This is a genomic window from Paraburkholderia sp. EG287B, from assembly GCF_040965595.1.
Classification (GTDB): domain Bacteria; phylum Pseudomonadota; class Gammaproteobacteria; order Burkholderiales; family Burkholderiaceae; genus Paraburkholderia.
Genome location: NZ_JBFRCG010000001.1, coordinates 584,981 through 608,376, shown reverse-complemented (window position 1 = coordinate 608,376; position 23,396 = coordinate 584,981). Strand labels below are relative to the sequence as shown.

The 23,396-nt window shown below is 64.9% G+C and carries 22 protein-coding genes, 1 tRNA gene and 1 rRNA gene; 12 read left to right on the top strand and 12 right to left on the bottom strand.

Translation table 11 applies throughout. From position 1 onward, the window contains the following. The first annotated feature begins 200 nt into the window (after window positions 1-200). Window positions 201-314, top strand: a 5S ribosomal RNA gene (rrf, locus tag AB4Y40_RS02695). 189 nt (window positions 315-503) lie between these two features. On the opposite strand, the gene AB4Y40_RS02690 is transcribed toward rrf, so the two are convergent. Continuing rightward, window positions 504-677 (bottom strand): hypothetical protein, encoded by a 174-nt coding sequence (locus AB4Y40_RS02690; protein ID WP_165822956.1) that lies wholly within the window; start codon window positions 675-677, stop codon window positions 504-506. A gap of 132 nt (window positions 678-809) precedes the next feature. Between AB4Y40_RS02690 and AB4Y40_RS02685 the strand changes: the two genes are divergently transcribed. Then, a complete protein-coding gene (locus AB4Y40_RS02685; protein ID WP_368686329.1) occupies window positions 810-980 on the top strand; it encodes a hypothetical protein in 171 nt (56 codons plus the stop codon). A 27-nt stretch (window positions 981-1,007) separates the two neighbouring features. Here AB4Y40_RS02685 and AB4Y40_RS02680 read toward each other — a convergent pair whose 3' ends face one another. The 4 genes from AB4Y40_RS02680 to AB4Y40_RS02665 form a co-directional block, all read right to left on the bottom strand. Beyond that, window positions 1,008-2,360: an MATE family efflux transporter gene (locus tag AB4Y40_RS02680; protein WP_368686328.1), complete on the bottom strand. Its 1,353-nt coding sequence runs from the start codon at window positions 2,358-2,360 to the stop codon at window positions 1,008-1,010. Further along, a complete protein-coding gene (locus tag AB4Y40_RS02675; protein WP_368686327.1) occupies window positions 2,357-2,665 on the bottom strand; it encodes a DUF2288 domain-containing protein in 309 nt (102 codons plus the stop codon). The genes AB4Y40_RS02680 and AB4Y40_RS02675 overlap by 4 nt, the downstream gene beginning before the upstream one ends. 656 nt (window positions 2,666-3,321) lie before the next feature. Beyond that, the gene (locus AB4Y40_RS02670; RefSeq protein ID WP_368686326.1) at window positions 3,322-4,035 is read right to left on the bottom strand and encodes a peptidoglycan DD-metalloendopeptidase family protein; all 714 of its coding nucleotides are present in this window, start codon (window positions 4,033-4,035) and stop codon (window positions 3,322-3,324) included. Between the two features lie 165 nt (window positions 4,036-4,200). Continuing rightward, entirely contained in the window at window positions 4,201-5,115 is a 915-nt protein-coding gene (locus AB4Y40_RS02665) for an aldose epimerase (RefSeq protein ID WP_368686325.1), read from the bottom strand. Window positions 5,116-5,612: 497 nt separating this feature from the next. Here AB4Y40_RS02665 and AB4Y40_RS02660 point away from each other — a divergent pair, with 497 nt between their 5' ends. Both AB4Y40_RS02660 and AB4Y40_RS02655 read left to right on the top strand, forming a co-directional pair. Continuing rightward, on the top strand, window positions 5,613-6,443 hold the full coding sequence (locus AB4Y40_RS02660) for an undecaprenyl-diphosphate phosphatase (RefSeq protein WP_368686324.1): 831 nt from the start codon (window positions 5,613-5,615) through the stop codon (window positions 6,441-6,443). Window positions 6,444-6,559: 116 nt separating this feature from the next. Further along, a tRNA-Arg gene (locus tag AB4Y40_RS02655) sits at window positions 6,560-6,636 on the top strand. 420 nt (window positions 6,637-7,056) lie between these two features. On the opposite strand, the gene AB4Y40_RS02650 is transcribed toward AB4Y40_RS02655, so the two are convergent. From AB4Y40_RS02650 to AB4Y40_RS02640, 3 genes are all read right to left on the bottom strand, one after another. Beyond that, on the bottom strand, window positions 7,057-7,551 hold the full coding sequence (locus AB4Y40_RS02650) for a hypothetical protein (RefSeq protein WP_368686323.1): 495 nt from the start codon (window positions 7,549-7,551) through the stop codon (window positions 7,057-7,059). Window positions 7,552-7,869: 318 nt separating this feature from the next. Beyond that, a complete protein-coding gene (locus AB4Y40_RS02645) occupies window positions 7,870-8,250 on the bottom strand; it encodes a PH domain-containing protein (protein WP_368686322.1) in 381 nt (126 codons plus the stop codon). 325 nt (window positions 8,251-8,575) lie between these two features. Continuing rightward, window positions 8,576-10,159, bottom strand: coding sequence for an acid phosphatase (locus AB4Y40_RS02640; protein ID WP_368686321.1), 1,584 nt, complete (start codon window positions 10,157-10,159; stop codon window positions 8,576-8,578). A gap of 380 nt (window positions 10,160-10,539) precedes the next feature. On the opposite strand from AB4Y40_RS02640, the gene AB4Y40_RS02635 reads away from it, so the two are divergent. Next, window positions 10,540-11,862 carry a cytochrome-c peroxidase gene (locus AB4Y40_RS02635; RefSeq protein WP_368686351.1) on the top strand — a complete coding sequence of 441 codons (1,323 nt, stop codon included), beginning with the start codon at window positions 10,540-10,542 and terminating at the stop codon, window positions 11,860-11,862. A gap of 32 nt (window positions 11,863-11,894) precedes the next feature. Here AB4Y40_RS02635 and AB4Y40_RS02630 read toward each other — a convergent pair whose 3' ends face one another. After that, window positions 11,895-12,137, bottom strand: coding sequence for a hypothetical protein (locus AB4Y40_RS02630; RefSeq protein ID WP_368686320.1), 243 nt, complete (start codon window positions 12,135-12,137; stop codon window positions 11,895-11,897). Between the two features lie 189 nt (window positions 12,138-12,326). Between AB4Y40_RS02630 and AB4Y40_RS02625 the strand changes: the two genes are divergently transcribed. Next, window positions 12,327-12,725: an RT0821/Lpp0805 family surface protein gene (locus tag AB4Y40_RS02625; protein WP_368686319.1), complete on the top strand. Its 399-nt coding sequence runs from the start codon at window positions 12,327-12,329 to the stop codon at window positions 12,723-12,725. 7 nt (window positions 12,726-12,732) lie between these two features. Continuing rightward, the gene (locus tag AB4Y40_RS02620; RefSeq protein WP_368686318.1) at window positions 12,733-13,182 is read left to right on the top strand and encodes an NUDIX domain-containing protein; all 450 of its coding nucleotides are present in this window, start codon (window positions 12,733-12,735) and stop codon (window positions 13,180-13,182) included. Window positions 13,183-13,278: 96 nt separating this feature from the next. Here AB4Y40_RS02620 and AB4Y40_RS02615 read toward each other — a convergent pair whose 3' ends face one another. Beyond that, window positions 13,279-14,997, bottom strand: a complete 1,719-nt coding sequence (locus AB4Y40_RS02615; RefSeq protein ID WP_368686317.1) for a glutamine--tRNA ligase/YqeY domain fusion protein — start codon at window positions 14,995-14,997, stop codon at window positions 13,279-13,281. Between the two features lie 150 nt (window positions 14,998-15,147). Between AB4Y40_RS02615 and AB4Y40_RS02610 the strand changes: the two genes are divergently transcribed. Next, a complete protein-coding gene (locus AB4Y40_RS02610; protein WP_368686316.1) occupies window positions 15,148-15,711 on the top strand; it encodes an RBBP9/YdeN family alpha/beta hydrolase in 564 nt (187 codons plus the stop codon). A 29-nt stretch (window positions 15,712-15,740) separates the two neighbouring features. On the opposite strand, the gene AB4Y40_RS02605 is transcribed toward AB4Y40_RS02610, so the two are convergent. After that, on the bottom strand, window positions 15,741-16,961 hold the full coding sequence (locus tag AB4Y40_RS02605; RefSeq protein ID WP_368686315.1) for a CaiB/BaiF CoA transferase family protein: 1,221 nt from the start codon (window positions 16,959-16,961) through the stop codon (window positions 15,741-15,743). 326 nt (window positions 16,962-17,287) lie between these two features. On the opposite strand from AB4Y40_RS02605, the gene alaS reads away from it, so the two are divergent. Continuing rightward, a complete protein-coding gene (gene alaS, locus AB4Y40_RS02600) occupies window positions 17,288-19,912 on the top strand; it encodes an alanine--tRNA ligase (RefSeq protein WP_368686314.1) in 2,625 nt (874 codons plus the stop codon). An 82-nt stretch (window positions 19,913-19,994) separates the two neighbouring features. Here the strand turns inward: alaS and AB4Y40_RS02595 are convergent, their stop codons facing one another. Further along, a complete protein-coding gene (locus AB4Y40_RS02595; RefSeq protein WP_368686313.1) occupies window positions 19,995-20,936 on the bottom strand; it encodes a LysR family transcriptional regulator in 942 nt (313 codons plus the stop codon). Between the two features lie 97 nt (window positions 20,937-21,033). On the opposite strand from AB4Y40_RS02595, the gene AB4Y40_RS02590 reads away from it, so the two are divergent. From AB4Y40_RS02590 to AB4Y40_RS02580, 3 genes are all read left to right on the top strand, one after another. Further along, entirely contained in the window at window positions 21,034-22,260 is a 1,227-nt protein-coding gene (locus AB4Y40_RS02590; protein ID WP_368686312.1) for a YbfB/YjiJ family MFS transporter, read from the top strand. Window positions 22,261-22,356: 96 nt separating this feature from the next. Beyond that, on the top strand, window positions 22,357-22,887 hold the full coding sequence (locus AB4Y40_RS02585) for an NUDIX domain-containing protein (protein ID WP_368686311.1): 531 nt from the start codon (window positions 22,357-22,359) through the stop codon (window positions 22,885-22,887). A gap of 52 nt (window positions 22,888-22,939) precedes the next feature. Next, window positions 22,940-23,380, top strand: coding sequence for an acyl-CoA thioesterase (locus tag AB4Y40_RS02580; RefSeq protein WP_368686310.1), 441 nt, complete (start codon window positions 22,940-22,942; stop codon window positions 23,378-23,380). Window positions 23,381-23,396: the final 16 nt, after the last annotated feature.

Below are 23,396 nucleotides of genomic sequence, written 5' to 3'. Positions count from 1 at the left end.
AACAGGTGTGTTTCGCGATGATCGTTAGTGCTTCAGCACTTACGAGCATCCTGCTCCCGAAGGGAGTGACGCACGGTTGAGATCACGTGTTGTGCCTGAAACAACACAACCCCAATTCAGCAACACCCTCTTTACGCTTCTTCCCGATTGGCTGTGGCGCCAGGTTCACCAGAACCCGCGCGACGCAGCAACCCGTCATGCCTGATGACCATAGCGAGCTGGTCCCACCCCTTCCCATCCCGAACAGGACCGTGAAACAGCTCCACGCCGATGATAGTGCGGATTGCCCGTGTGAAAGTAGGTAATCGTCAGGCTCCTTATGCAGTACGTCCAGAACCCCGGTGGCTCCGAAAGAGCACCGGGGTTCTGGCGTTTGGGCGCTGGAAAATAAAAGGCTAGCTGCTCGTTCAATGAACGACGCAGCAAAACCACCTCACGGCCAGCTCGACTGGCCGTGGTGAGATTCAGGCAAGGGGCGCGCCGACGCGGTCCCGGCGCTGGGTTCAGTGCCTGCGGCGAACCCGGTCGAGCACGTGATGCTCGGCCAGCCAGTGATGCATCATGCCTTCGCCGTCGTGCTCTTTCCGGTAGGCGCGCGATTCGAAGATCGATAGCCCAAGCAGAACCAGCAGACCCACAGCAAGACCGATCAGACCCGCAATAGTTTCGGCATCCATGGCAGCCTCCTGTCGATTGCAGCCATGTTCGTATCTTAGAACAGTGTCGCTACGGAAAAAATAGCGACTTCAGCCGCTTCGCCAGCCGGCTGGAGCGCCGCTCGGATCACCATTCAGAAAGGATTTCAGGCGATGTACCGTGTTTATCTGGCCCTTGCAATGGCCGTATTGCTTTCGGCGTGTGCCGACAACGCAACGACTCACCGCCACGGCACCCCGCCGCAGGATCCACCCGACTACCATGGTGTGCCGACCGACGACCGGCCGCCGATGATGATCGACAACCCGCCGCCTGCAAAGTAAGAGCGCCGACGCCGGGCGCGAGCGCTGTCAGCGCAGCTGCACAGACACAGGTACGATCGCGCCGCTGATGCGCGGCAGCAAGGGCGAGAGCGTCAGGCCGCGCGCGGCCATGAAGACGAGCAGGGCGATCCACAACCCGTGATTGCCGAGCGGCCCGACCAGCGCCCATGACGCGCACAGAAACACAGCCAGCGACACCGCCATGGCTTGCATGAGTTCGCGCGTGCGCGTCGCGCCGATGAATACGCCGTCCAGCAAAAAGCCCCAAACGGAGATGAGCGGCGAAAGCGCGGCCCATGGGAGGAATGCCTGAGCGGCGGCACGCACCGACGGCTGGTCGGTTAGCTGCCTGATGATCCACGGTCCGCAGGCCCAATAAACCAGAGAAAAACTGAAGGCTCCCAGCGCTGCCCAGAACAGGTTGAACTTCACGGCCTGGCGAAACGCATTGCGATTACCTGCGCCGATCGCCGCGCCTACAAGCGCCTCGGCTGCATGGGCGAACCCGTCGAGACCGTAGGCCATGAAGGTCTGGAAGTTGAGGAGCAGGGCGTTCGCGGCAAGGATCGCGTCGCCTTGCTTCGCGCCCAGATGCGCGAACCATCCAAACGAGCCCAGCAGGCAAAGCGTCCGCAGAAAGATATCGCGATTGATCGCGACGAGTCGTTTGAGCGCCGCCGGTTCGAGCACAGTTTGCAACGCGAGCGGCGCGAGCCCGCGAGGACGAAGCCTCCACAGCACGCAGGCGCCGAAGACAAAACCAAGCGTATCGGCCGTAGCCGTCGCTGCGCCGATCCCGGCGATGCCCCACTGCAGCCCGTACACATAGGCGAGCACCGCAACGACGTTCGTCAGATTGATGAAGATCTGCGAAAGCAGAGCAATGCGCACGCGCTGGGTACCGAGCAGATATCCGAGCACGACGTAGTTCGCCAAAGCGAAAGGCGCAGAGCCGATACGCGCAAGGCAGTAGACCCCGGCGTTGCGCTGCACGTCTGCGCTGCCGCCAATGGCCGCGAGCGTGTAGTGGATCAAGGGCGATTGAATCAGCAGGATCGCGGCGCCGATCGCGAATGCCAGCAGCAGGGCGCGCACGACATTCGCGCGCAATGCGGGGAGGTTGCGGGCGCCGTAGGCCTGTGCGACGAGTCCCGTCGTCCCCATGCGCAGGAAGCCGAAACCCCAAAACACGAAGTTGAAGAACAGGCCGCCTAGTGCGACGCCGCCAAGATCGGCCGCGCTGCCGAGGTGGCCTGCCACAGCCGTATCGACGGCGCCAAGGATGGGCTGCGTGAGATTGGCGAGGACGATGGGAAACGCGAGCGTCAGCACGCGTCGATGCCAGCCTCGCTGCTCGGGCAGAGCCTCCGCGCCGCTCAAGCCCGTTCCTGCACGCACACCCAGGGCGAGACGACGACCGCCCACAACTCCGGCTTGCGCGCAGAGTAATCGGCTGCGGTTTCTGCCGGCATACGGCCGACGAGGCCCGAAGACAGCCATTGCATGACGACCGCACTGTCGTCGTTGGCGATGGCCTCCGCCACGCTGACGAGGTCGAGGTCGCGCGCCACGCTCAGCAACTTGCCTTGCGCGAAGAAACGTTCGAGATCCTGCCAGTCGATCTTGGCGGTTTCGCCGAGCAGCCTGGCGTACGTTGGACTGGGATTGGCGTCTTCGATAGTCATGGTGATTGGATTTTCGTTGCGGCCGATACTATAAACGATAGTCTGCCTGCAGACCGGCGGCCGATGGCGAACGCCGGATCCGCGGTATTAATCACATTAATAAGTCGATATCCAGGCTTGCGGCGCCAAAATACAGACAATAAGCCACATTAAATCAGCAAACATCTGAGCTAAGCACGCTGCGAATTGGTGTTTCAAATTTGTACACCACACCGGATAAATGCAATGTTGCGTGCGCTTGCACACTCAAGCCGGCCGCCTCGAAAATGCGAAAAATACCATGCTTTAAACCGACGATTCTGGCTTGCAAATCCCCTCGACAAAACCATGTTCTTTAGCCTGATCGGCCCGTCCAGCAAGCCTTTGCGCCGATTGATGACTTGTCGATGTGTGTCACTGAAGCGTCCGGTCTTATGGGCCGCAGCAGTTGATTCTGCGTCCTCATTCGTTGCTGAAAAGTGATGCGACACATAATCCGTGCGCCGTAGCACATTTTCGCGCTAATTAAGTGATTGCGCCGCAGGAAGCGCGTTGATAGATTGCGACTCGGCGCATGGTAAACCGGTCCTTTGCCGATATGCGCCAAACCCCCGTTAGCCCGGCGCCATGCCGGGCTTTTTTTCGTCCATTGATTTGGCAGGCCGCAGTGGCCCGTCTCAACGTGCGGGAAGTTCGCGAGTCGGATCGATCGAGCGTCCCTGGTATCGCAGCTCGAAATGCAGCATGACGCGATCGTTGTCGCTGCTGCCCATTTCCGCGATCTTCTGCCCGTGCGCGACGCTCTGGCCTTCCTTCACGAACAACGCCTGATTGTGCGCATAGGCCGTCAGGTAATCGCCGCTGTGCTTGATGATCAGCAAGTTACCGTAGCCGCGCAGACCATTGCCGGCATAGACCACGGTGCCGGGCGCCGCGGCGACGATGGGGGTGCCTGCCGCATTGGCGATGTCGATGCCCTTCGAGTTGCGGCCGTCAAAGTTGCGGATGACCTGGCCGCTGGTCGGCCAGACGAGCGAAATCGACGGGGCAGCCGCCGCCGAAGGTGCGGACGAAGGCGCGGATGCCGTATCGGTTGTGTCGGCGCTCTCGCGCGGGGCAGTCGCTGCGCTACGCGGCGCGGTGCGGGCGCTCGCGGTGCCGGCGGGCGGCTCTACGCGCAGGACCTGGCCGACTTCGATGGCGTCGGGGTTCGACAGATTGTTCCAGCGCACGATGTTCTGCACGGACTGGCGATTGCTGCGTGCGATCTTGTACAGGGTGTCGCCGCGTTCCACGCGATAAAAGCCGGGGCCGACCGGAGCCGATCCGCACGCCGCGAGCAGCGCAACGAGCGCCGCACATGCAATCCGTCTGATTCCTGGTGCCAACATTGAACCTCGCATGACCTTGCCTCGACGGACCACGGTCCGCCGCGCTGGCAAAACGCCTGATTTTAGCGGGTTTGCCAGCGCAACTGGGGTTTTGCCTGATGAATGCCTGACGCGGGCCCCAGCATCCAGACCGGCGCCGGCCCGGCACGGCGCCGGTGCGCGCGATCAGCCGCCGAGCGTCTCGACGCCGATACGCAGCGTCGCCGTCTCCGTTTGACCCGGTGCGAGCCAGCGCAGGCCGAGCCCGTTGTGGATCGCATCGGGCAGACCGAGCCAGGGTTCGACGCAGTAGAAGTCGGAGTCCGCGGCTTCCGTCCACGTCGTGACGGCGTACCAGGGAAGCGAGCCGGGCCGGTTCAGATCGATCGTCACTGCGCGGCCGAGTCCCGGCGCTACGAGGCGCACCGGCGAGGCGGGCGGTGTTGGCTCGAGCACATGGAAGCGGTCGATGATGCTTGCGTCGTCGAGCCTGTATTGCGCTTTGCCGGGTTCGGGCGCACTGATCGAACCGTCCGCGAGTTGATGACGGCGCTGGCTCGCCGGCAGGTCGAGCGTCGCCTGCGCGCGCTGGGCGTGGGGCAAGGCGAAGTAAAAATGATGGCCCGCGTACCAGGGAAGCGGATCCTGGCCGGTATTGGTCGCCGCGAGCGTCACGTCGAGCGTATGCGCGTCGGCCAGCCGGTAGACCGCCTCGAAGCGAAAGGAGAACGGGTAGCCAGCGCGGGTGGCGTCGGAGTCGACGAGCGTCATCTTCAGGCCGTGCCCATCGTCGTCGACCTGCGCCGCGAACGGCAGATCGCGCGCGAAGCCATGCATCGGCAGATCGCGAACCACGCCCTGGGCGTCGCGCCAGCGCCCGATCTGGCCGTCGACGCGATGGCGGCCAAGGAAGGGGAAGAGCAGCGGATTGCCGCCGCGCACGCGTGCCGGCTCGGCCCAGTTCGCATTTTCCGGCCACACGATGACCGGCTGGCCGCCGACGAGCCACGAGAGCAAACGGCCGCCGGCCCACGGCGCGAAGCGCAGCGTCGAGGCACCACGGGTGAGGGTGAGGATGTCCTGTTCTGGATGGGCGTTCATGGGCGGGCCTGGAGTGGGTGGAAGGAGCGTGGCGCGGATGCGCCGGGCAGAGGCGGATTTTGCGCCGCTTTCTCATGCGTGAAAACCCTCGTCGGGAAAGCGTGGGTGTCGTCGACGGAGGAGAGTCAGCATAATCCGCATGACCGTGCGGTAGCGCACAGAGCATTTTCGCAGGAGACCTCCCCATGGACCTCGCAATGGCAATGAGCATGGCTCTGTTCAGCCTCTTTGTCGGTAGCAGCGCGTATTTCTTCTACAAGATGGCGCGCTGATCACGCCACGTTCCGTCCCCCTAGTTTGATTCCCGCGAGCGCGACACGCGCGTTCGCGCCAGGATCCTTGCATTCGCAGCCAATTTTGTTGCGACGCAGTAACTTTTCTGACAAATCCATCTTCAAGCTTGGCGCTGCAATACGGCCCAGGCATAATCGGTGCGCTTTGCCGCACCGGCTCCGCAACGGTCCGGCCCCTTACACCACCATTACGAGGATCCGCGCGTGAGTCTCTGGTTTCTATTCTTCCTGAGCGTGTTGCAAGGCGTCACCGAACTGTTTCCCGTGAGCAGCCTCGGTCATACGCTGCTCGTACCGGCACTGTTCGGCATGCATATCGACAAGCACGCGCCGCAATTGCTGCCGTTCCTCGTCGCATTGCACCTGGGGACCGCAGTTGCGCTGCTCTGGTATTTCCGCGAGCGCTGGGTCGCACTGATCAGCGGCTTCTTTGCCTCGCTGGGCGGTCGCAAGAACGACGACGGGCACATGATGTGGGCGCTCATCATCGGTACGATTCCGACGGGTATCGTTGGCCTTGTGCTCGAAAAGCGCATCGAAGCCATCTTTCACGATCTGCGTATCGTCGCGGCGGCGTTGATGGTCAATGGCGTGCTGCTCTGGTTCGGCGATCGCATCCAGCGCGCGCGTGCACATCGTCCGCCCGAGAAACTCACGTTCCGCCAGGCGTTTCTCGTCGGCCTCGCGCAGATCGGCGCGCTCATTCCCGGCTTTTCGCGCAGCGGGCTCACGATGATCGCCGGCAATGCAGCGGGCCTCACGGCAGAAAAGGCGGCAGAGTTCTCGTTCCTGCTCGGCACGCCGATCATCTTCGCGGCTGGCGTGCTTGAACTGCCCAAGCTGTTTCACGCGCGAGATCAGTTGATGACTGCGGCCGTTGGCGGCGTGCTCACGGGTATTGCGGCCTGGCTGAGCGTGAAGTTCCTGATGAGCTACTTCGAGGGACGCGGGCGCCTCGCGTCGTTCGGTGCGTATTGCCTGATCGCCGGTGCGATTTTCCTCGGCTGGTTCGCGTTGCATCAGCAGCCGGTTTGATTCTGGCGCCAGGCGCCCTGGCAAGTGCGATGAGCGAGGCGCGACCGCGTGAGACGATCGCGGTATAATCCAGCCCCGTCTTGGCGAGGCCCGCTTGCGGCCTTGCCCACGTTCACGCGACAGTAGCTCAGCTGGATAGAGCATCGGCCTTCTAAGCCGAGGGTCGGGGGTTCGAGCCCCTCCTGTCGCGCCAGTAAAATCAAGCGCTTAGCCCGGTTTTTGTGACCGGGCTTTTTGCTATCTGGCGCCCGTGTAACCGCCATGTAACCCGATTTCGTCAACCCGGAGCCGCGCGCTGGACGTTGAGCACGTCCGGAGCCGGATAAACCGTTCCCAATGTGGTCATTACGGTACCATCCGAACCGGCGGGCCCGAGACGTAGTACCCGCCTCCGCCATGGCGAAAACGGGATGGGCTGCCGATGCTGGGTTTCCGGTTTCCCGACACAACAAAACCGGCCAGACACCGTTTCCTTGCTCGTTTTCGATGTGGCCGCAACACGTGTCGAAGTCTTTGCTCTGACCTGGCGTGCCAGAATCCGCGTGATAGAAGATTCGAGCCAAAACCCCTCAGGATAGCCCGCCATCCAGTTCGGCGGGTTCCCGGTCCCTCGCTACTTTGCCGGCCGCTGAGCCGAGGAAAGGATGGTGCTCAACGTGGTCCCGCCGATCGACTCGCACGTCACGGGCTTCGGATCGATCCACTGTACGGCGACTCCGCGCACGACCGGGCGGACCATACGCCACGGCCAAAAGCCAAAGCGTTGACTCCCCGTGTATTCAACGATTGCATCGGCGCCGTTCGACTGAGCGTATGCGGCCAACTTGGGCAGGATGTCTTGCACGCTTCCGTAGGTGCCCTTGCCGATCTTCAGTTTCCTGATGACCTTGTATTTCTGTTCGGAGGGCGGGAGATGCGAGAAGAAGCAGAAGTCGCCCAGGCTGCTAGCACGGTCAGTCGATGGGTTAGCGACTGCGCTCGCAAGATTCAATTCTTCCTCGGACGTGGGATCCGCCGGAGAGTCGGCCGCATACGCGGTACACGTTAGGACTCCCATAGCAATCAGTGCCGCGACTATCGGGCGCTTGAAGTGTTTTGGCCGTTTCATGGATGGTCTTGTCGTTGTATGCGCCGCGGGACCGGCGCGTTTTTATGAATTCGGAGGGTAAGCGAGCGGGGTGCAATTGGCAACTGGCTCTGTGCCTTCGCCATTGCAGCTACCTCTCGATAGTCGCGCTGTGCTCAGAAGCCGTACATCGGCCTTGGCGCCGCGTGCCACGGGCATGCGGCGAGTCACTTCTAAGCCGAGGCCGAGGGTCGGGGGTTCGAGCCCCTCCTGTCGTGTCAGGTCAAACAAAAAGCCCGGCGTTCACCGCCGGGCTTTTTGCTTTTTCCTTCACCACGAATCCACCCCGCCTCAAACCCCTCACGCCACGAGCCGCAACGGCACTGGCTCCTCAGCCGCCTGCGCGAGAAAAACCATGCGGCGAAACTCGTTCGGGTTCGAAATGCCGGGAATCGGCGTAGCGATCAGGCCCCCGCCGCCCACGACGAGCGCGCCATAGTCGAATATCCGGCCGATCAGGCTTTGCTCGATCCGCACGCTCTCGATCTTCGCGAGCGTCAACTCCACCGTGTGACGACGCACGGCACCGAACCTGGCCACCACGCGCTTGTTGGTCACGGCGAATTCCGTCGTCCACCAGGCGAGCAGCGACGCGCCGAACAGTCCCAGCCCTGCGGCAAAAAAACTCACCGCTGCGAGCGGCGAGGTCCCCATGGTGCCGATGAGCACGCCCCAAATCATGAGCAAAAGGCTCAGTGTGATACGCGGACCCATCGCCCAGAAGCAGGGGTGTCCCTCGCAGACGATCCTTTCGCCTGGTAGGAGAGTCGATTCGACGTATTTCACAATGACCTCCGTCAATATTTGTGCAGTAATTAATCTGTAAGGTAGTGCATCTTTCGGCGCAGGATCCGTGGTCAAACGTCGCGGCTCAGGGCTCCGCCGGCGCATGGCGCGTGCAAGGGGCGATGAATCCGCGGCGCAATAAAAAGGGCAGCCCGAGGGCTGCCCGCAAAACCGGATGAGCAACATCCGGCAATCGATGATCCGATGGCTTGTCGCGCGCTTAGAGCTTGACGTCGAGCGCGTTGGTCAGGTCGCCCATCGGCTGGGCGCCGTTGCTCTTGAGCGCGGCGTCGCGGCTCGCGAGTCCCGGCAGCGTGGGCAGCGAGAAGCGGCGCGTGATGAGGCGCAGGATCGAGGTCGTGTCGTACTGCGTGTGGTCGACGTAACCCTTCTTCGCGTACGGCGAGATGACGAGCGCCGGAATGCGCGAGCCCGGACCCCAGCGGTCGCCCTTGGGCGGCGCAACGTGATCCCAGAAGCCGCCGTTTTCGTCGTAGGTGATGACCACGACCATGTTGTTCCACTGCGGGCTCTTCTGCAGATGCGCGATGACGTCAGCGATGTGCTGGTCGCCGCTCGCCACGTCCGTGTAGCCTGCGTGCTCGTTCAGGTTGCCCTGCGGCTTGTAGAACGCCACGGCAGGCAGCGCACCGGCGTCGATCGCCTTGATGAACTCCGTGCCGTCCATGCCGCCGTCGAGCAGGTGCTTCGCGCGCGCGTCGGTGCCCGGCGCGTAGTTCGCGAAGTAGTTGAACGGCTGGTGGTGCGGCTGGAAGTTCGGCGCCGTCATGTTCGCGCCGTAGATCACGCCCGAGGTGCTGTTCTGCGCCGCGCTCACGGCCGCGCCCCAGGCACCGCCGTACCACGCCCACGTCACGCCCGCGTTCGAAAGCAGATCGCCGATGTTCTGGGCCGTTTGCGCGGGCAGCGTGGAGGCGTTCGACGGGTCGGCCAGGTTCGTGTCGCCGCCCGAAGCCGCTGCATTGCCGCTCGGCTGATACGGCGGCTGCATCGTGTTGACCGCGTAGAAGTCCGGCGTCAGGTTGCCCGACTTCACGAATTTCGGAACGCCATCGAGCGCCGACTTCGGCGAGTTCGATGCGAGCGTGAGCGAGACGCCATCGGCGTCCACGGTCGAGATCGTCGGCTTGGCCGGGTTCGTGTCCGCGTTCGCGTAGTACGGCGTGCACGCGCAGATCAGCCACTGGTGATTCAGGAACGAGCCACCGAACGCGCCCATGAAGAAGTTGTCGGCGAGCGTGTATTGCTGGGCGAGCTTCCAGAGCGGCAGCTTTTCGGCACTCGTCGTGTAGTGCCCCATCACGAGACCGCCGGAGTCGCCGTAGGCCGCGAACATGTCGTTCTTGCCGCCGTGGATCTGCATCTGGTTCTCGTAGAAGCGGTGATACAGGTCGCGCGTCGTGACCGAGAGCGGTACGTTGTAACCCTTCGCGTCGTCGATGGCGAACGGCGCATTCGGCATGTTCTCGGTCATCGCCGCGGTCACGACGGGCGTGACGCCCGTTTGCGTGAGACCGTTCCAGACGGTCGGCAGCGTGGCCAGCACGGAGCCGTCGCGATCGAGCTGCTGCGCGCTTTGCGCGCTCACGTTCTGCAGGCCATTGGCGTTCGGGAAGCTGCCGTACAGGTTGTCGAAGCTGCGGTTTTCCGCGTAGATCACGACGATGTTCTTCACCGACGAAAGGCCGGGCTTGCTGCTGTCGTTGCCGCCGCAAGCCGCGACGGCCAATACCGACGCCGCTACCGCGATCGGCGTGGCATAGAACCATTTTCTGTTGATCATTTTTCTCTCTCGCGTTGGGGGCCCGCATGGAGGCCGGCGCGAATGACACCGGTCTTCGGGCGAGGCGCAGTGTCGCAACGGATTTTGACAGCGATATGTAAAAAATTACATTTAGCTTTTCCACAGCCTTTGATTGCATGACATCTGTCTTACGTCATGTCATTGGAGCGTCATATCCCTGACATACGCTTTCGCGACTTCGATGCGCGGCTGAGCGCATCGGCATTCGCACTGCAGCGGCGCGCGGCCACGCGCGCGCCGCGCTCAAGCTTCGGGGACCAGGCATGTTGCGTAGATTGGCGCGTCGTTCGGCGCGAACGGATGGTGAGACGCGGGCTCGATCGCACGGCGGCGCGCGCCGCCACGCGGGGCGCTTCGTGATGGCGGCCGGGCTGTCGTTGCTGCTGGCGGCATGCGACGGCAGCACGTCCGCTTCCGCCGACGCCGATGCGACGACAGGTGCATCCGGCAGCGCCTCGCGCGCGCACGACGCCAATGCGAACGCACGCGCCGTACAGGGCGTGAAGCTCATGAAGATCGCCGCGCCGGCGCAAGGCGGGCAGACGCGTGCCGAGGTCTATGCGCAGGTGCGCCGCATGACGGCGCTCGGCAAGCAGATGTTCTTCGACCCGTCGCTCTCGGGCTCGGGCAAGATGGCATGCGCGTCGTGCCACAGCCCGGACCACGCGTTCACGCCGACGAACTCGCTCGACGTGCAGATCGGCGGCGCCGACATGCGACGCCAGGGCATGCGCGCCGTGCCGACGCTCAAGTATCTGCAGGCAGTGCCGGCGTTCGCCGAGCACTATCACGACTCCGATGACGAAGGCGATGAAAGCGTCGATGCCGGTCCGACCGGCGGCCTCACGTGGGACGGCCGCGTCGATCGGGGCTCGGAGCAGGCGCGCATTCCGTTGCTCTCGACGTTCGAGATGGCGAGTTCGCCGCGCAAGGTCGCCGAAGCCGTGCGCGCGGCGCCCTACGCAGGGGCGTTTCGCGAGGCCTTCGGCGCGCGCGTCCTCGCTGACGACGACGCGACTTTCAAGGCAGTACTGAAGTCACTGGAAACCTTCGAGCAGTCGCCTGAAGTGTTCTATCCGTACACGAGCAAGTACGACGCGTACCTGGCCGGCAGGGCCACGCTCAGCGCCGCCGAACTGCGCGGGCTGCATCTCTTCAACGACGAGAAGAAGGGCAATTGCGCGAGCTGCCATATCAGCCAGCGTGCAAAGGACGGCTCGCCTCCGCAGTTCAGCGATTTCGGTCTGATCGCCGTGGGTGTGCCGCGCAACCGCGCGCTCGCCGTGAATCACGACCGCAAGTTTTTCGATCTCGGCGCATGCGGCCCCGAGCGCACGGACCTCGATCACCGCGCGGAATTTTGCGGGCTCTTCCGTACGCCGACGCTGCGTAACGTTGCGCTCAAGAAGTCGTTCTTCCACAACGGCATCTATCACTCGCTCGAAGACGTGCTGCGTTTCTACGCGCGGCGCGACACGAATCCGGAGGAGTTCTATCCGGTGGTGAAGGGCCGGGTGCAGAAATTCGACGACCTGCCGAGTCGCTACCGGGTGAATCTCAACACGGATCCGCCGTTCGATCGCAAGCCCGGCGACGAGCCGGTGTTCAGCAACGCCGAAATCAAGGATGTGATTGCGTTTCTCGATACGCTTACCGACGGCTGGCAGCCGGGCCCGCATTGAGCATCAACTGAGTGTGAACTGGGCGCGCGGCGTCAGACGCCCGCGATCAGCAGGCAGGCACCGGTGAGTACGAGGAAGGACGCGAGCAAGCCGACCGTGCCGATGCGCACGGTGGCGTCCGGCCAGCGCGGTGGGCGCTCGGGACGGACTACGAAGTTCGGGCCGGGCGCCTGCGGTCGTGGCGCGAGCGTGTAGTGCGCGACGAACGCCATCAAGCCGATGCAGATGAGGGTCAGCAGAACTGCAAAGACCCTCAATGCGATGGCGTAGGTCATGTCAGGGATTGCCGATGGGCTGTAAGTGGGAGAGGGAGCCATCGTAGTGATCGGCCCTCTCCCTCACCATCGGATCAGTCTGAAAAGGACCCGGCGGCCCGCGCGCGTTCGGCCTTGCTGGGCGAGCCGAAAAAAGGGCGCGTGTTATGCTTTTCGTCGATTCGTTCAGTCCGCCGAGGAGAACACACAATGTCCAGCATGCCCCGAACCCGTCACACGCTGAGCGCCCTGGGCGCGGCGCTCCTTGTCGCCGTCGGCATGGGCAGCGCGCACGCCGCCAACCTGGGTTTCCTGAACAACACGCCCATGTCGTTTATGACCCAGGCCGACTACAACTCGCTCCAGAATGCCGTGCGCGATGCGGTCGAGCACAAGGCCGATGGCGAGAGCGCGTCATGGTCGAACGAAGGCTCGCGCAACGGCACGCGCATCACCTCGACCATCACGCCGTCGAATACGCAAAAGGAAGGCGAGAAGACCTGCCGCGATACCGAGGTCGTCATCAACGCGAAGGGCCAGTCGATGACACTGCGTCCGCACTTCTGCCGCACGGGCCAAGGCGCCTGGGTTTTCCAGAAGCAGCACTGAGCGCGCAGTGAACGGCAAGATCGTTTCGTGCGGCATCGTGCTGCTCGATCCTGAAGGCCGCGTGCTGCTCGCGCACGCAACCGGCACGAATCACTGGGACATTCCGAAGGGGCAGGGCGAGCTAGGCGAGAGCGAATCGCAGAGCGCGCGCCGCGAGATGGTCGAGGAGACCGGCATCGATGTCGCGGCGCCGCGCCTCGTCGATCTCGGTCGCTACGTGTACCGGCGCGACAAGGATCTGCATCTCTTTGCCGCGCGTGCGAGCGCCGATGAACTCGACCTCACGCGTTGCGTTTGCGTGTCGTTGTTTCCGCGCCGTGAGGACGGCGTGATGATTCCGGAAATGGACGCCTGGCGCTGGACCTTGCCCGGCGAAGTGGATCGCTACGCGAGCCGCAGTCTCGCGCGGCTCTTTAGCATGTCGCTCTCGCTCGCGGAACTGCATCGCAGACTGTGAGCCGGCGTTTCGATTGAGACGCGCCAGCCGCCAAAATGAAAAAAGCCCGCACGAATCCGTGCGGGCTTTTTGTTGCCGGCAAGCGCGGCGCGAGCCTTACTTGCCCCAGCTGTCGCGCAAACCGACGATGCGGTTGAATACCGGTGCACCCGGCTTCGAATCGTAGCGGTCGGCGACGAAGTAGCCATGGCGCTCGAATTGATAGCGGTCTTCCGGTGCGGCGTCGCGTGCGCCTGGTTCCAGATACGCTTGCACCACGCGCTTCGAATCCGGATTGAGCGCTTCGAGGAAGTCGCGGCCGCCCGCGTCGGGCTGCTCTTCGCGGAACAGGCGATCGTAGAGGCGCACTTCCGCCGGGCACGCATGCGGTGCGCTGACCCAGTGAATGTTGCCCTTGACCTTGTAGTTGTTCGCGCCTTCCGTGCCCGACTTGCTGTCCGGGAAGTAGTTGCAGTGCACGGCGATCACGTTGCCGTTCTCGTCCTTGTCCGCGCCCGTGCATTCGATCACGAAGCCATAGCGCAGACGCACCTTGTTGCCCGGGAACAGGCGGAAATAGCCCTTCGGCGGCGTCTCGTTGAAGTCTTCGCGCTCGATCCACAGCTCGCGCGAGATCGGGAACGTGCGCAGGCCGCGCTCCGGATGATGCGGATGCACGGGGGCCGTGCAGTCCTCGCTCTGGCCTTCGGGATAGTTGTCGATGATGAGCTTGAGCGGGTCGAGCACGGCGGCCGTGCGTGGCGCCTTGTCGTCGAGGTCGTCGCGCAGTGCACCTTCGAACACGCTCATGTCGATCCACGAATCGACCTTCGTCACGCCGATGCGCTCGCAGAAGAGCTGGATCGCTTCGGGCGTGAAGCCGCGGCGGCGCACGCCGACGATGGTCGGCATACGCGGGTCGTCCCAGCCTTCCACGTGGCCTTCGGTCACCAGTTGCAGCAGCTTGCGCTTGCTCGTGATCGCGTAGGTCAGGTTCAGGCGCGAAAACTCGATTTGCTGCGGCAGCGGGCGCGTGAACACGCCGGCGTCGGCCAGTTCGCTGAGCACCCAGTCATACAGCGGGCGATGGTCTTCGAACTCGAGCGTGCACAGCGAATGCGTGATGTTTTCCAGCGCGTCCGAGATGCAGTGCGTGTAGTCGTACATCGGGTACACGCACCACTTGTCGCCGGTGCGGTAGTGATGCGCGAAGCGGATGCGGTAGATCACCGGATCGCGCATGTTGAAGTTCGGCGACGCCATGTCGATCTTCGCGCGCAGCACATGGGCGCCTTCCTCGAATTCGCCCGCCTTCATGCGGCGGAAGAGGTCGAGGTTTTCGTCGACGGAGCGGTCGCGGAACGGCGAGTTCTTGCCGGCTTCGGTGGCCGAGCCGCGGTTCGCGCGCATCTCTTCCGGCGACTGGCTGTCCACGTAGGCCTTGCCGCGCTGGATCAGCAGTTCGGCGAACTCGTAGAGCTTGTCGTAGTAGTCGCTCGCGTAGAAGAGGTATTCCTGATCTTCCTTCTTCCACTCGAAGCCGAGCCATTCGACGGCGTCGATGATCGAGTTGACGTATTCGACATCTTCCTTCTCCGGGTTCGTGTCGTCGAAGCGCAGGTGGCACACGCCGCCGTAGCTTTTCGCGACGCCGAAGTTCAGGCAGATGCTCTTCGCGTGGCCGATGTGAAGGTAGCCATTCGGCTCCGGCGGGAAGCGCGTTTCGACGCGCTGCGCCCACTTGCCCGAGCGGTTGTCGTCGTCGATGATGTTGCGGATGAAATTGGATGCCGCAGGCGCGTCCGTGCGGTCGGCGTCTTTACGTTCGGTATTCATGCGAAAAGGGAGTCGTTCGAGGGCGCCCGTCAAAAGGATAAAAGCGCGTAACCGGGCACCCGATGGTGTCTTCCATTCTACCTGACGCGACCCGCCGTGCCAGTCCCGGTGCCGGATCGTCGCGCGGACCACAACAAGCGAGGGAAAAACGTGACGACGAGCGAAACGGCTGTGCTGGTGCTGCCGGGCTACATGGATTCGGGGCCGGGGCACTGGCAGACGCGCTGGGAAGCCGCGCACGCGGGCTTTGCACGGGTGCAGATGCCCGACTGGATGCACCCGGACTGCGAGGCGTGGTGCGCGACGCTGGAGGCTGCCGTACGACGCGCGCCGGCCGGCGTGCGCTTCGCCGCTCACAGCCTCGGCTGCCTGACCGTGGCGCACTGGGCCGCGCATCACGCGAGCGCGGCGACGCGCGCGAAGGTGGCCGGCGCGCTGCTGGTGGCGCTACCCGATCCGCACGGTCCCGAATTTCCGCGCGACGCGCGGGGCTTCGATCCGGTGCCGCTGGCGGCGCTCCCGTTTGCGAGCGTCGTCGTCGCCAGCAGCGACGATCCGTATGGCGGCGTGGCGTTTTCGCAGCGCTGCGCGCAGGCGTGGGGCAGCCGCTGGATCGAGATCGGCGCGCGCGGGCACATCAATGCCGACAGCGGGCTCGACGACTGGCCGCAGGGGCTGGCGTGGCTGATGTCGATGGAGAAACTGGGCGGCTGAGGCCAAGCGGCCGCCCCGGGGCCTTGCGGTTAGACCACGCCCTTGCTGCGCAACGCCGCCACTTGCTCATCGCCGTAGCCGAGCACTTCGCGCAGTACCGCATCGGTATGCTCGCCGAGCGTGGGCGGATGGCTCGCCACGCGCGGCGGCGTTTCGCTCATGCGGATGGGGTTGCCGACGAGCCGCGCCGTGCCGCCCGAAGGGTGGGGCACGTCCACCTGCAGCCCGCGCGCGATCACCTGCTCGTTCTCGAACACTTCCGCGAGGTTGTTGATCGGCCCGCACGGCACGCCCGCTGCTTCGAGCGCGCCGATCCAGTCGGCTTTCGTGCGCGTGCGGATCAGGTCGGCGACGATCGGCACGAGCGTGTCGCGATGGCGCACGCGCGCCGGATTGGTCGCGAAGCGCTCCTCGTCGGCAAGCCCGGGCTGGCCCGCCACCTCGACGAACTTGCGGAACTGCCCGTCGTTGCCGACGGCGAGGATGATCCAGCTGTCGCTCGTCTGGAACGCCTGATAGGGCACGATGTTGGGATGCGCGTTGCCCCAGCGCGCGGGCGGATTGCCGCTCGCCAGGTAGTTCGAATTCATGTTCGCGAGCATCGCCACCTGCACGTCGAGCAGCGCCATGTCGATGTACTGGCCCACGCCCGTGCGGTCGCGGTGCGCGAGCGCCGTCAGCACGGCAATGGTCGAATACATGCCGGTCATGAGGTCGGCGATCGCGACGCCGGCCTTCTGCGGGCCGCCGCCCGGCAGCGCGTCGCGCTCGCCGGTGATGCTCATGAAGCCGCCCATGCCCTGCACGATGAAGTCGTAGCCCGCGCGCGAGGCGTAGGGCCCGGTCTGGCCGAAGCCGGTGACCGAACAGTAAATGAGGTCGGGCTTTACCTCGCGCAGCGACTCATAGTCGAGGCCGTATCTCTTCAACTGGCCGGCCTTGTAGTTCTCCAGCACGACATCGCTTTGCGCAGCCAGCTCGCGCACGATGCGCTGCCCCTCGGGCGTGGCGATATCCACCGTCACCGAGCGCTTGTTGCGGTTCGCGGCGAGGTAGTAGGCGGCCTCGGCGGTGTCCGCGCCATCGGGCGTCTTCAGGTACGGAGGGCCCCAGTGGCGCGTGTCGTCGCCGGCGCCGGGGCGCTCCACCTTGATCACGTCGGCGCCGAAGTCGGCCAGGGTCTGTGCGCACCACGGTCCGGCGAGGACGCGGGTGAGATCGAGTACGCGGATATGGCTGAGAGCGCCCATGCTGTGTCTTCCAATGTCGTTCCAAGGCGGGCAGCGAGCGCGCGTGGTGCGCCGGCCGATGCCGCCCATGGTAAGCGAAAAGGCGCGGCATGGGCCAATATTCGGCACAAGGTTCCGCAGTGCGGAACAAAGCCACTCGGTCCGCCGTGTCGCCGCGCGCCCTGTCGCGCCCATGCAAACCACGCCGGACGCGCCGCCGCGAGCGCGCGACGATCCCGTATAATCGTTCGATTCAGCACCGGGGTTTTCGTGAGCAACGTGGGCCCCGAGCGCGACCACGACAAAGACTCAGCACCGTACGCCCCAGGAAGGACCCAACGCACGCCATGAAAGCCGCCGACATCCGCGAGAAATTCCTCAAGTTCTTCGAATCGAAGGGCCACACGATCGTGCGCTCGTCGAGCCTCGTGCCGGGCAACGACCCGACACTGCTCTTCACCAACTCGGGCATGGTGCAGTTCAAGGACGTGTTCCTCGGCACCGAAAAGCGTCCGTACTCGCGCGCCACGACCGCGCAGCGCAGCGTGCGCGCAGGCGGCAAGCACAACGACCTCGAGAACGTCGGCTACACGGCGCGTCACCACACGTTCTTCGAGATGCTCGGCAACTTCTCGTTCGGCGACTACTTCAAGCGCGACGCGATCCACTACTGCTGGGAACTGCTGACCAAGGTCTACGCGCTGCCGGCGGACAAGCTCACGGTCACCGTCTACCAGGAAGACGACGAAGCCTTCGACATCTGGGCGAAGGAAATCGGCGTGCCGGTGGAGCGCATTATCCGCATCGGCGACAACAAGGGCGCGCGCTACGCCTCAGACAACTTCTGGCAGATGGCCGACACCGGTCCCTGCGGCCCGTGCTCGGAAGTGTTCTACGACCACGGCCCGGAAATCTGGGGCGGCCCCCCGGGATCGCCTGAAGAAGACGGCGACCGCTTCATCGAGATCTGGAATCTCGTGTTCATGCAGTTCAACCGCGACGCCCAGGGCAACATGACGCCGCTGCCCAAGCAGTGCGTCGATACGGGCATGGGTCTCGAGCGTCTCGCCGCGGTGCTGCAGCACGTGCACAGCAACTACGAGATCGACCTGTTCCAGAACCTCATCAAGGCGGCATCGCGCGAAACGAACACGCCCGACCTCACGAACAACTCGCTGAAGGTCATCGCCGACCATATCCGCGCGTGCTCGTTCCTGATCGTCGACGGCGTGATTCCCGGCAACGAAGGCCGCGGCTACGTGCTGCGCCGTATCGTGCGCCGCGCGATCCGCCACGGCTACAAGCTCGGCCAGAAGAGCGCGTTCTTCCACAAGCTGGTGGCGGATCTCGTCGCGGAAATGGGCGCGGCTTACCCGGAACTCGCCGAAGCGCAGCAGCGCGTGACCGACGTCCTGCGCCAGGAAGAAGAGCGCTTCTTCGAGACCATCGAGCACGGCATGTCGATTCTCGAAGCCGAACTGGCCGACCTCGAAGCCAAGGGCGGCAAGACGCTCTCGGGCGAACTCGCGTTCAAGCTGCACGACACGTACGGCTTCCCGCTCGACCTCACGGCCGACGTTTGCCGCGAACGCAACGTCACGGTCGACGAGCCGGCGTTCGACGAAGCGATGGCGCGTCAGCGCGAGCAGGCACGCGCGGCAGGCAAGTTCAAGATGACGCAGGGCCTCGAATACTCGGGCGCCAAGACGACGTTCCACGGCTACGAGGAAATCGCGTTCGACGACGCGAAGGTCGTCGCGCTCTACGTGGACGGCGCTTCGGTTACCGAAGTGAAGACGGGCCAGGACGCCGTGGTCGTGCTCGACCACACGCCGTTCTACGCGGAATCGGGCGGCCAGGTGGGCGACCAGGGCGTGATCTCGAACGCGAGCATCCGTTTCGCCGTGGCCGACACGCTCAAGGTCCAGGCCGATGTGAGCGGCCACCACGGCACGCTCGAGCAGGGCACGCTCAAGGTGGGCGACGTCGTGAAGGCGGAAATCGACGCCATCCTGCGCGCCCGCACGGCGCGCAACCACTCGGCCACGCACCTGATGCACAAGGCGCTGCGTGAAGTGCTCGGTTCGCACGTGCAGCAGAAGGGCTCGCTCGTCGACGCGGATAAAACCCGCTTCGATTTCGCGCACAACGCGCCGATGACGGACGACGAGATCCGCCGCGTCGAGCAGATCGTCAACGCGGAAGTGCTCGCGAACGCGCCCGGCATCGTGCGCGTGATGTCCTATGACGACGCCGTGAAGGGCGGCGCGATGGCGCTGTTCGGCGAGAAGTACGGCGACGAAGTGCGCGTGCTCGACCTCGGCTTCTCGCGCGAGCTGTGCGGCGGCACGCACGTCACGCGCAGCGGCGACATCGGCTTCTTCAAGATCGTGATGGAAGGCGGCGTGGCCGCGGGCATCCGCCGCGTGGAAGCGATCACGGGCGACAACGCCGTGCGCTTCGTGCAGGAGCTCGATGCGCGCGTGAACGCGGCAGCGGCGGCGCTCAAGGCGCAGCCTTCGGAACTGACGCAGCGTATCGCGCAGGTGCAGGACCAGGTGAAGTCGCTCGAGAAGGAACTGGGCGCGCTCAAGTCGAAGCTCGCTTCGAGCCAGGGCGACGAACTCGTGGGGCAGGCCATCGAAGTGAACGGTGTGCATGTGCTGGCCGCGACGCTCGATGGTGCCGATTCGAAGACGCTGCGCGAGACCGTGGACAAGCTCAAGGACAAGCTCAAGAGCGCGGCGATCGTGCTGGCGGCTGTCGACGGCGGCAAGGTCAGCCTGATCGCGGGCGTGACCGCCGAGGCGAGCAAGAAGGTCAAGGCCGGCGAACTCGTGAACTTCGTCGCCCAGCAGGTCGGCGGCAAGGGCGGCGGCCGTCCCGACATGGCGCAGGCAGGCGGCACCGAGCCGGCCAACCTGCCGGCCGCGCTCGCCGGCGTGAAGGGCTGGGTCGAAGCGAAGCTGTAATACGACGCGTCGCGGCGTGAACGCCGCTTCGCGACGAAGAAGGGCTGTCCGTGAGGGCAGCCCTTTTTGTTTCCCGCGCGCCTTATAAGGCGTGAAGGCCTGCGGGCGTGGCTGCCGCGTCAGCCGCGAATCGCAATGCCGTGCTGCCCGTGCGTTGCGCATCCTCCAGCAGCGCTTCTTTCAACGCGCCGAGCGCAGGCGAATAGTGGCCACGCCGCCAGGCGAGCAGCGTGTCGATCTGACCGAGCTTGCCAAGCGAATGAATCGTGACGTCGTCGGCACTGCGTGGCAGTTCGAGCACCGAGCGCGGCGCGACGGCCACACCCGCGCCCGCCGCCACGCACGCAATGATCGCGTGATACGAGCCCAGTTCCAGCACGCGTGACGGCCGGATGCCATGCTCCACATACCAGCGCTCGACATAGGCGCGATACGCGCAGCTGCGTTCGAACGCGACGAGCGTGGAGAGCGCGATATCGCTGGGCTGTCGGATCGGCCGGTGGCCGCGCGGCGTGATCATCACCAGTTCTTCGCGATAGACCGGCGCGTGCTCGAATACCTCGGGGTCCGGCACCCCGGCGAGCGGCGTGGCGATCAGCGCCGCATCGATTGCGTATTCGCGCAGGCGCTCGATCATCGTGCCGGTCGTGCCCGTTTCCAGTTCGAGCGTGACCTCGGGCCACGTCTGGTGATAGTGCGCGAGCGGGCCGGGCAGACGGCTTGCTGCAGCGCTCTCCATGGTGCCCAGGCGCAGGCGTCCCGCCGGGCGCCCGGCCTTGAGCGCATGGCGCGCTTCGTCGGCGAGCGCGAGCAGACGCTCGGCGTAGGGCAGCAGGGTTTCGCCAGCGGGCGTGAGAATCAGGCGGCGGCCCTCGCGCGTGAAGAGCGGCGTGCCGAGCTGATCTTCGAGCTGCTTGATGCGCGTCGTCACGTTCGACTGCACGCGGTTGAGCTTGGCGGCGGCCCGCGTCACGCCGTTTTCCCGTACGACCGCCCGGAAAATCGCCAGTTCGGCGAGGTCCATAGTTCTCTCCTCGGGATGCATCGATTCATGATAATTCATTTTTAGTGAACGATGGAATCGCCTACGATGGTAGGCAGTTGCTTAATCCGCTGATCTCATGAACGACTACGTCCCCGGCACCGTCCACGTTTCCGAACCCCGCCCGCATGCCGGGCGACGTGCGGCGTTGGCCTGCATGGTGTCCCTTGCCGTTGCGCTGGGCGTCGGGCGCTTCGCCTTTACGCCGCTCCTGCCGCTGATGCTGCACGGCGGCGCGCTCGACCTGCGTCACGGCGGCTGGCTCGCCTCGCTGAACTACGCGGGCTACTTCGTGGGCGCGATCAGCTGCGCCGCGCTGCGCATGGCGCCCGCGAGGATCGTGCGTGCGGGCCTCGTGGTCACCGTGCTCCTCACGCTCGCGATGGGCCTCACGCAGCAGTTCTGGATCTGGGCCGTGGTGCGCTTCGTGGCGGGCGCGGTAAGCGCGTGGACCTTCGTGTTCGCCTCGCAGTGGGGCCTGCGGCGGCTCGCGCAGCTCGGCGCGAACGAGTGGGGCGGCGTGATCTACACCGGTCCCGGCGTCGGCATCATTGCGACCGGACTGTTCGTGAGCGCGGCCGGCGGTCTCGGCGCGCGCACGGGCTGGATCGGCTTCGGGCTGATCAGCGCGCTGCTCGCCGCCGTCGTCTGGTCGACGTTTGGCGAAGACACGCGCGCGCTCGCGCCGCGCCCCGCCGCGCGTGCTGCGGCAAACGCCGCGCACGCGGAGCGCGACGGCCGCCGCGCCGACGCCTTCTGGCTCGTGCTGCTCTACGGCGTGCCGGGTTTCGGCTACATCATCACGGCGACGTTCCTGCCCGTGATCGCACGCCATGCGCTGCCCGGCTCGGCGTGGCCCGACCTGTTCTGGCCGATGCTCGGTGCGGCGCTGATCGCCGGCGCGCTGCTGGCTGCGCGGCTTCCGCTGCATTGGGACAACCGCCTGATGCTGGCGGGCGCCTACGTGCTGCAGGCCGTGGGCATCGCGCTTGGCATCATCTGGCCCAACGCCGCGGGCTTCTCGTTCGGCAGCGTGTTGATCGGCCTGCCGTTCACGGCGATCACGCTCTTCGCGATGCGCGAGGCGCGTCTGCTGCGCGGCGAGCATGCCGCCGCGCTGATGGGCTATGCGACGGCCGCCTATGGCGTCGGGCAGATCGCGGGGCCGCTCGTGGCCGCGCCGCTCGCGGCGTCGACGGGCTCGTTCTCGCCTTCGCTGTGGCTCGCGGCGGGTGCGCTAGTGGCCGGCGCAATCGGGCTCGTCTGGCGGGCCTGGCATACGCGCGAGGCCGCACGCGGACGTTGATAGCACACTAGAATGGACGCTTTCGCGCAAGCCGCGAGCGTGTCCACCGGGCCGCGCGGCTGGTTCCCAGCGCCATCGACCCCTGCCTTTTCCCCCATGAGCGAATACCAGTTTTGCCCGCGCTGCGCCACGCGTCTGACCGAGCGCGCCGATCCCGCCCACGAAGGCGGCCGTGTGCGTCTCGCCTGCCCGGACCACGCCTGTGGCTACGTCCACTGGAACAATCCGCTGCCCGTCGTGGCGGCGATCGTCGAGTACGAGGGCCGCATTTTGCTGGCCCGTAACGCGGCCTGGCCCGAAGGCATGTTCGCGCTCATCACCGGCTTTCTCGAAAACGGCGAAACCCCAGAGGAGGGCATCGCGCGCGAGGTGCACGAGGAAACCGCGCTGCGCGCCGAGAGCGTCGAACTGATTGGTGTGTACGAGTTCATCCGCAAGAACGAACTCATCATCGCGTATCACGTGAAGGCGTCGGGCACGATCGCGCTCTCGCCGGAACTGCTCGAATACCGCCTCGTCGAGCCCGCGAAGCTGCGGCCGTGGCGCGCGGGCACGGGCCAGGCGCTCGGCGAATGGATGCGCCGGCGCGGCCTGCCGTTCGAGTTCGTCGAGCGTCCGGGCCAGTGATGGCCGCGCGCCGAGCGACGCTTTCCCGCTACGCCCTCCCTGGATCTCCTCGATGAACCGACCCGTCACCGTCGCCCGCTCCGGGTATCGTCATTTCCTGCCGATCGGCACGCGCTGGATGGACAACGATGTCTACGGCCACGTGAACAACGTCGTCTACTACAGCTACTTCGACACCGTGGTGAACGAGTATCTGATTCGCGCGGGCGCGCTCGACATCGAGCACGGCATGACCATCGGGCTCGTCGTCGAAACGCAGTGCAACTACTTCGCGCCGCTCGTGTTTCCGGAGCGCGTGGAGGCGGGGCTGCGCGTGGCTCGCCTCGGGTCGTCGAGCGTGCGCTACGAGGTCGGGCTCTTTCGCGAAGGCGAGGACGTGCCCGCGGCGCAGGGTCATTTCGTGCATGTCTACGTCGATCGGGCGACGCGCCGGCCCGTGAGCGCGTTGCCCGATGCGCTGTGCGCGGCGCTCGAGCCGCTCGTCGTCGGCTAGACGCGGTCGGCCAGAC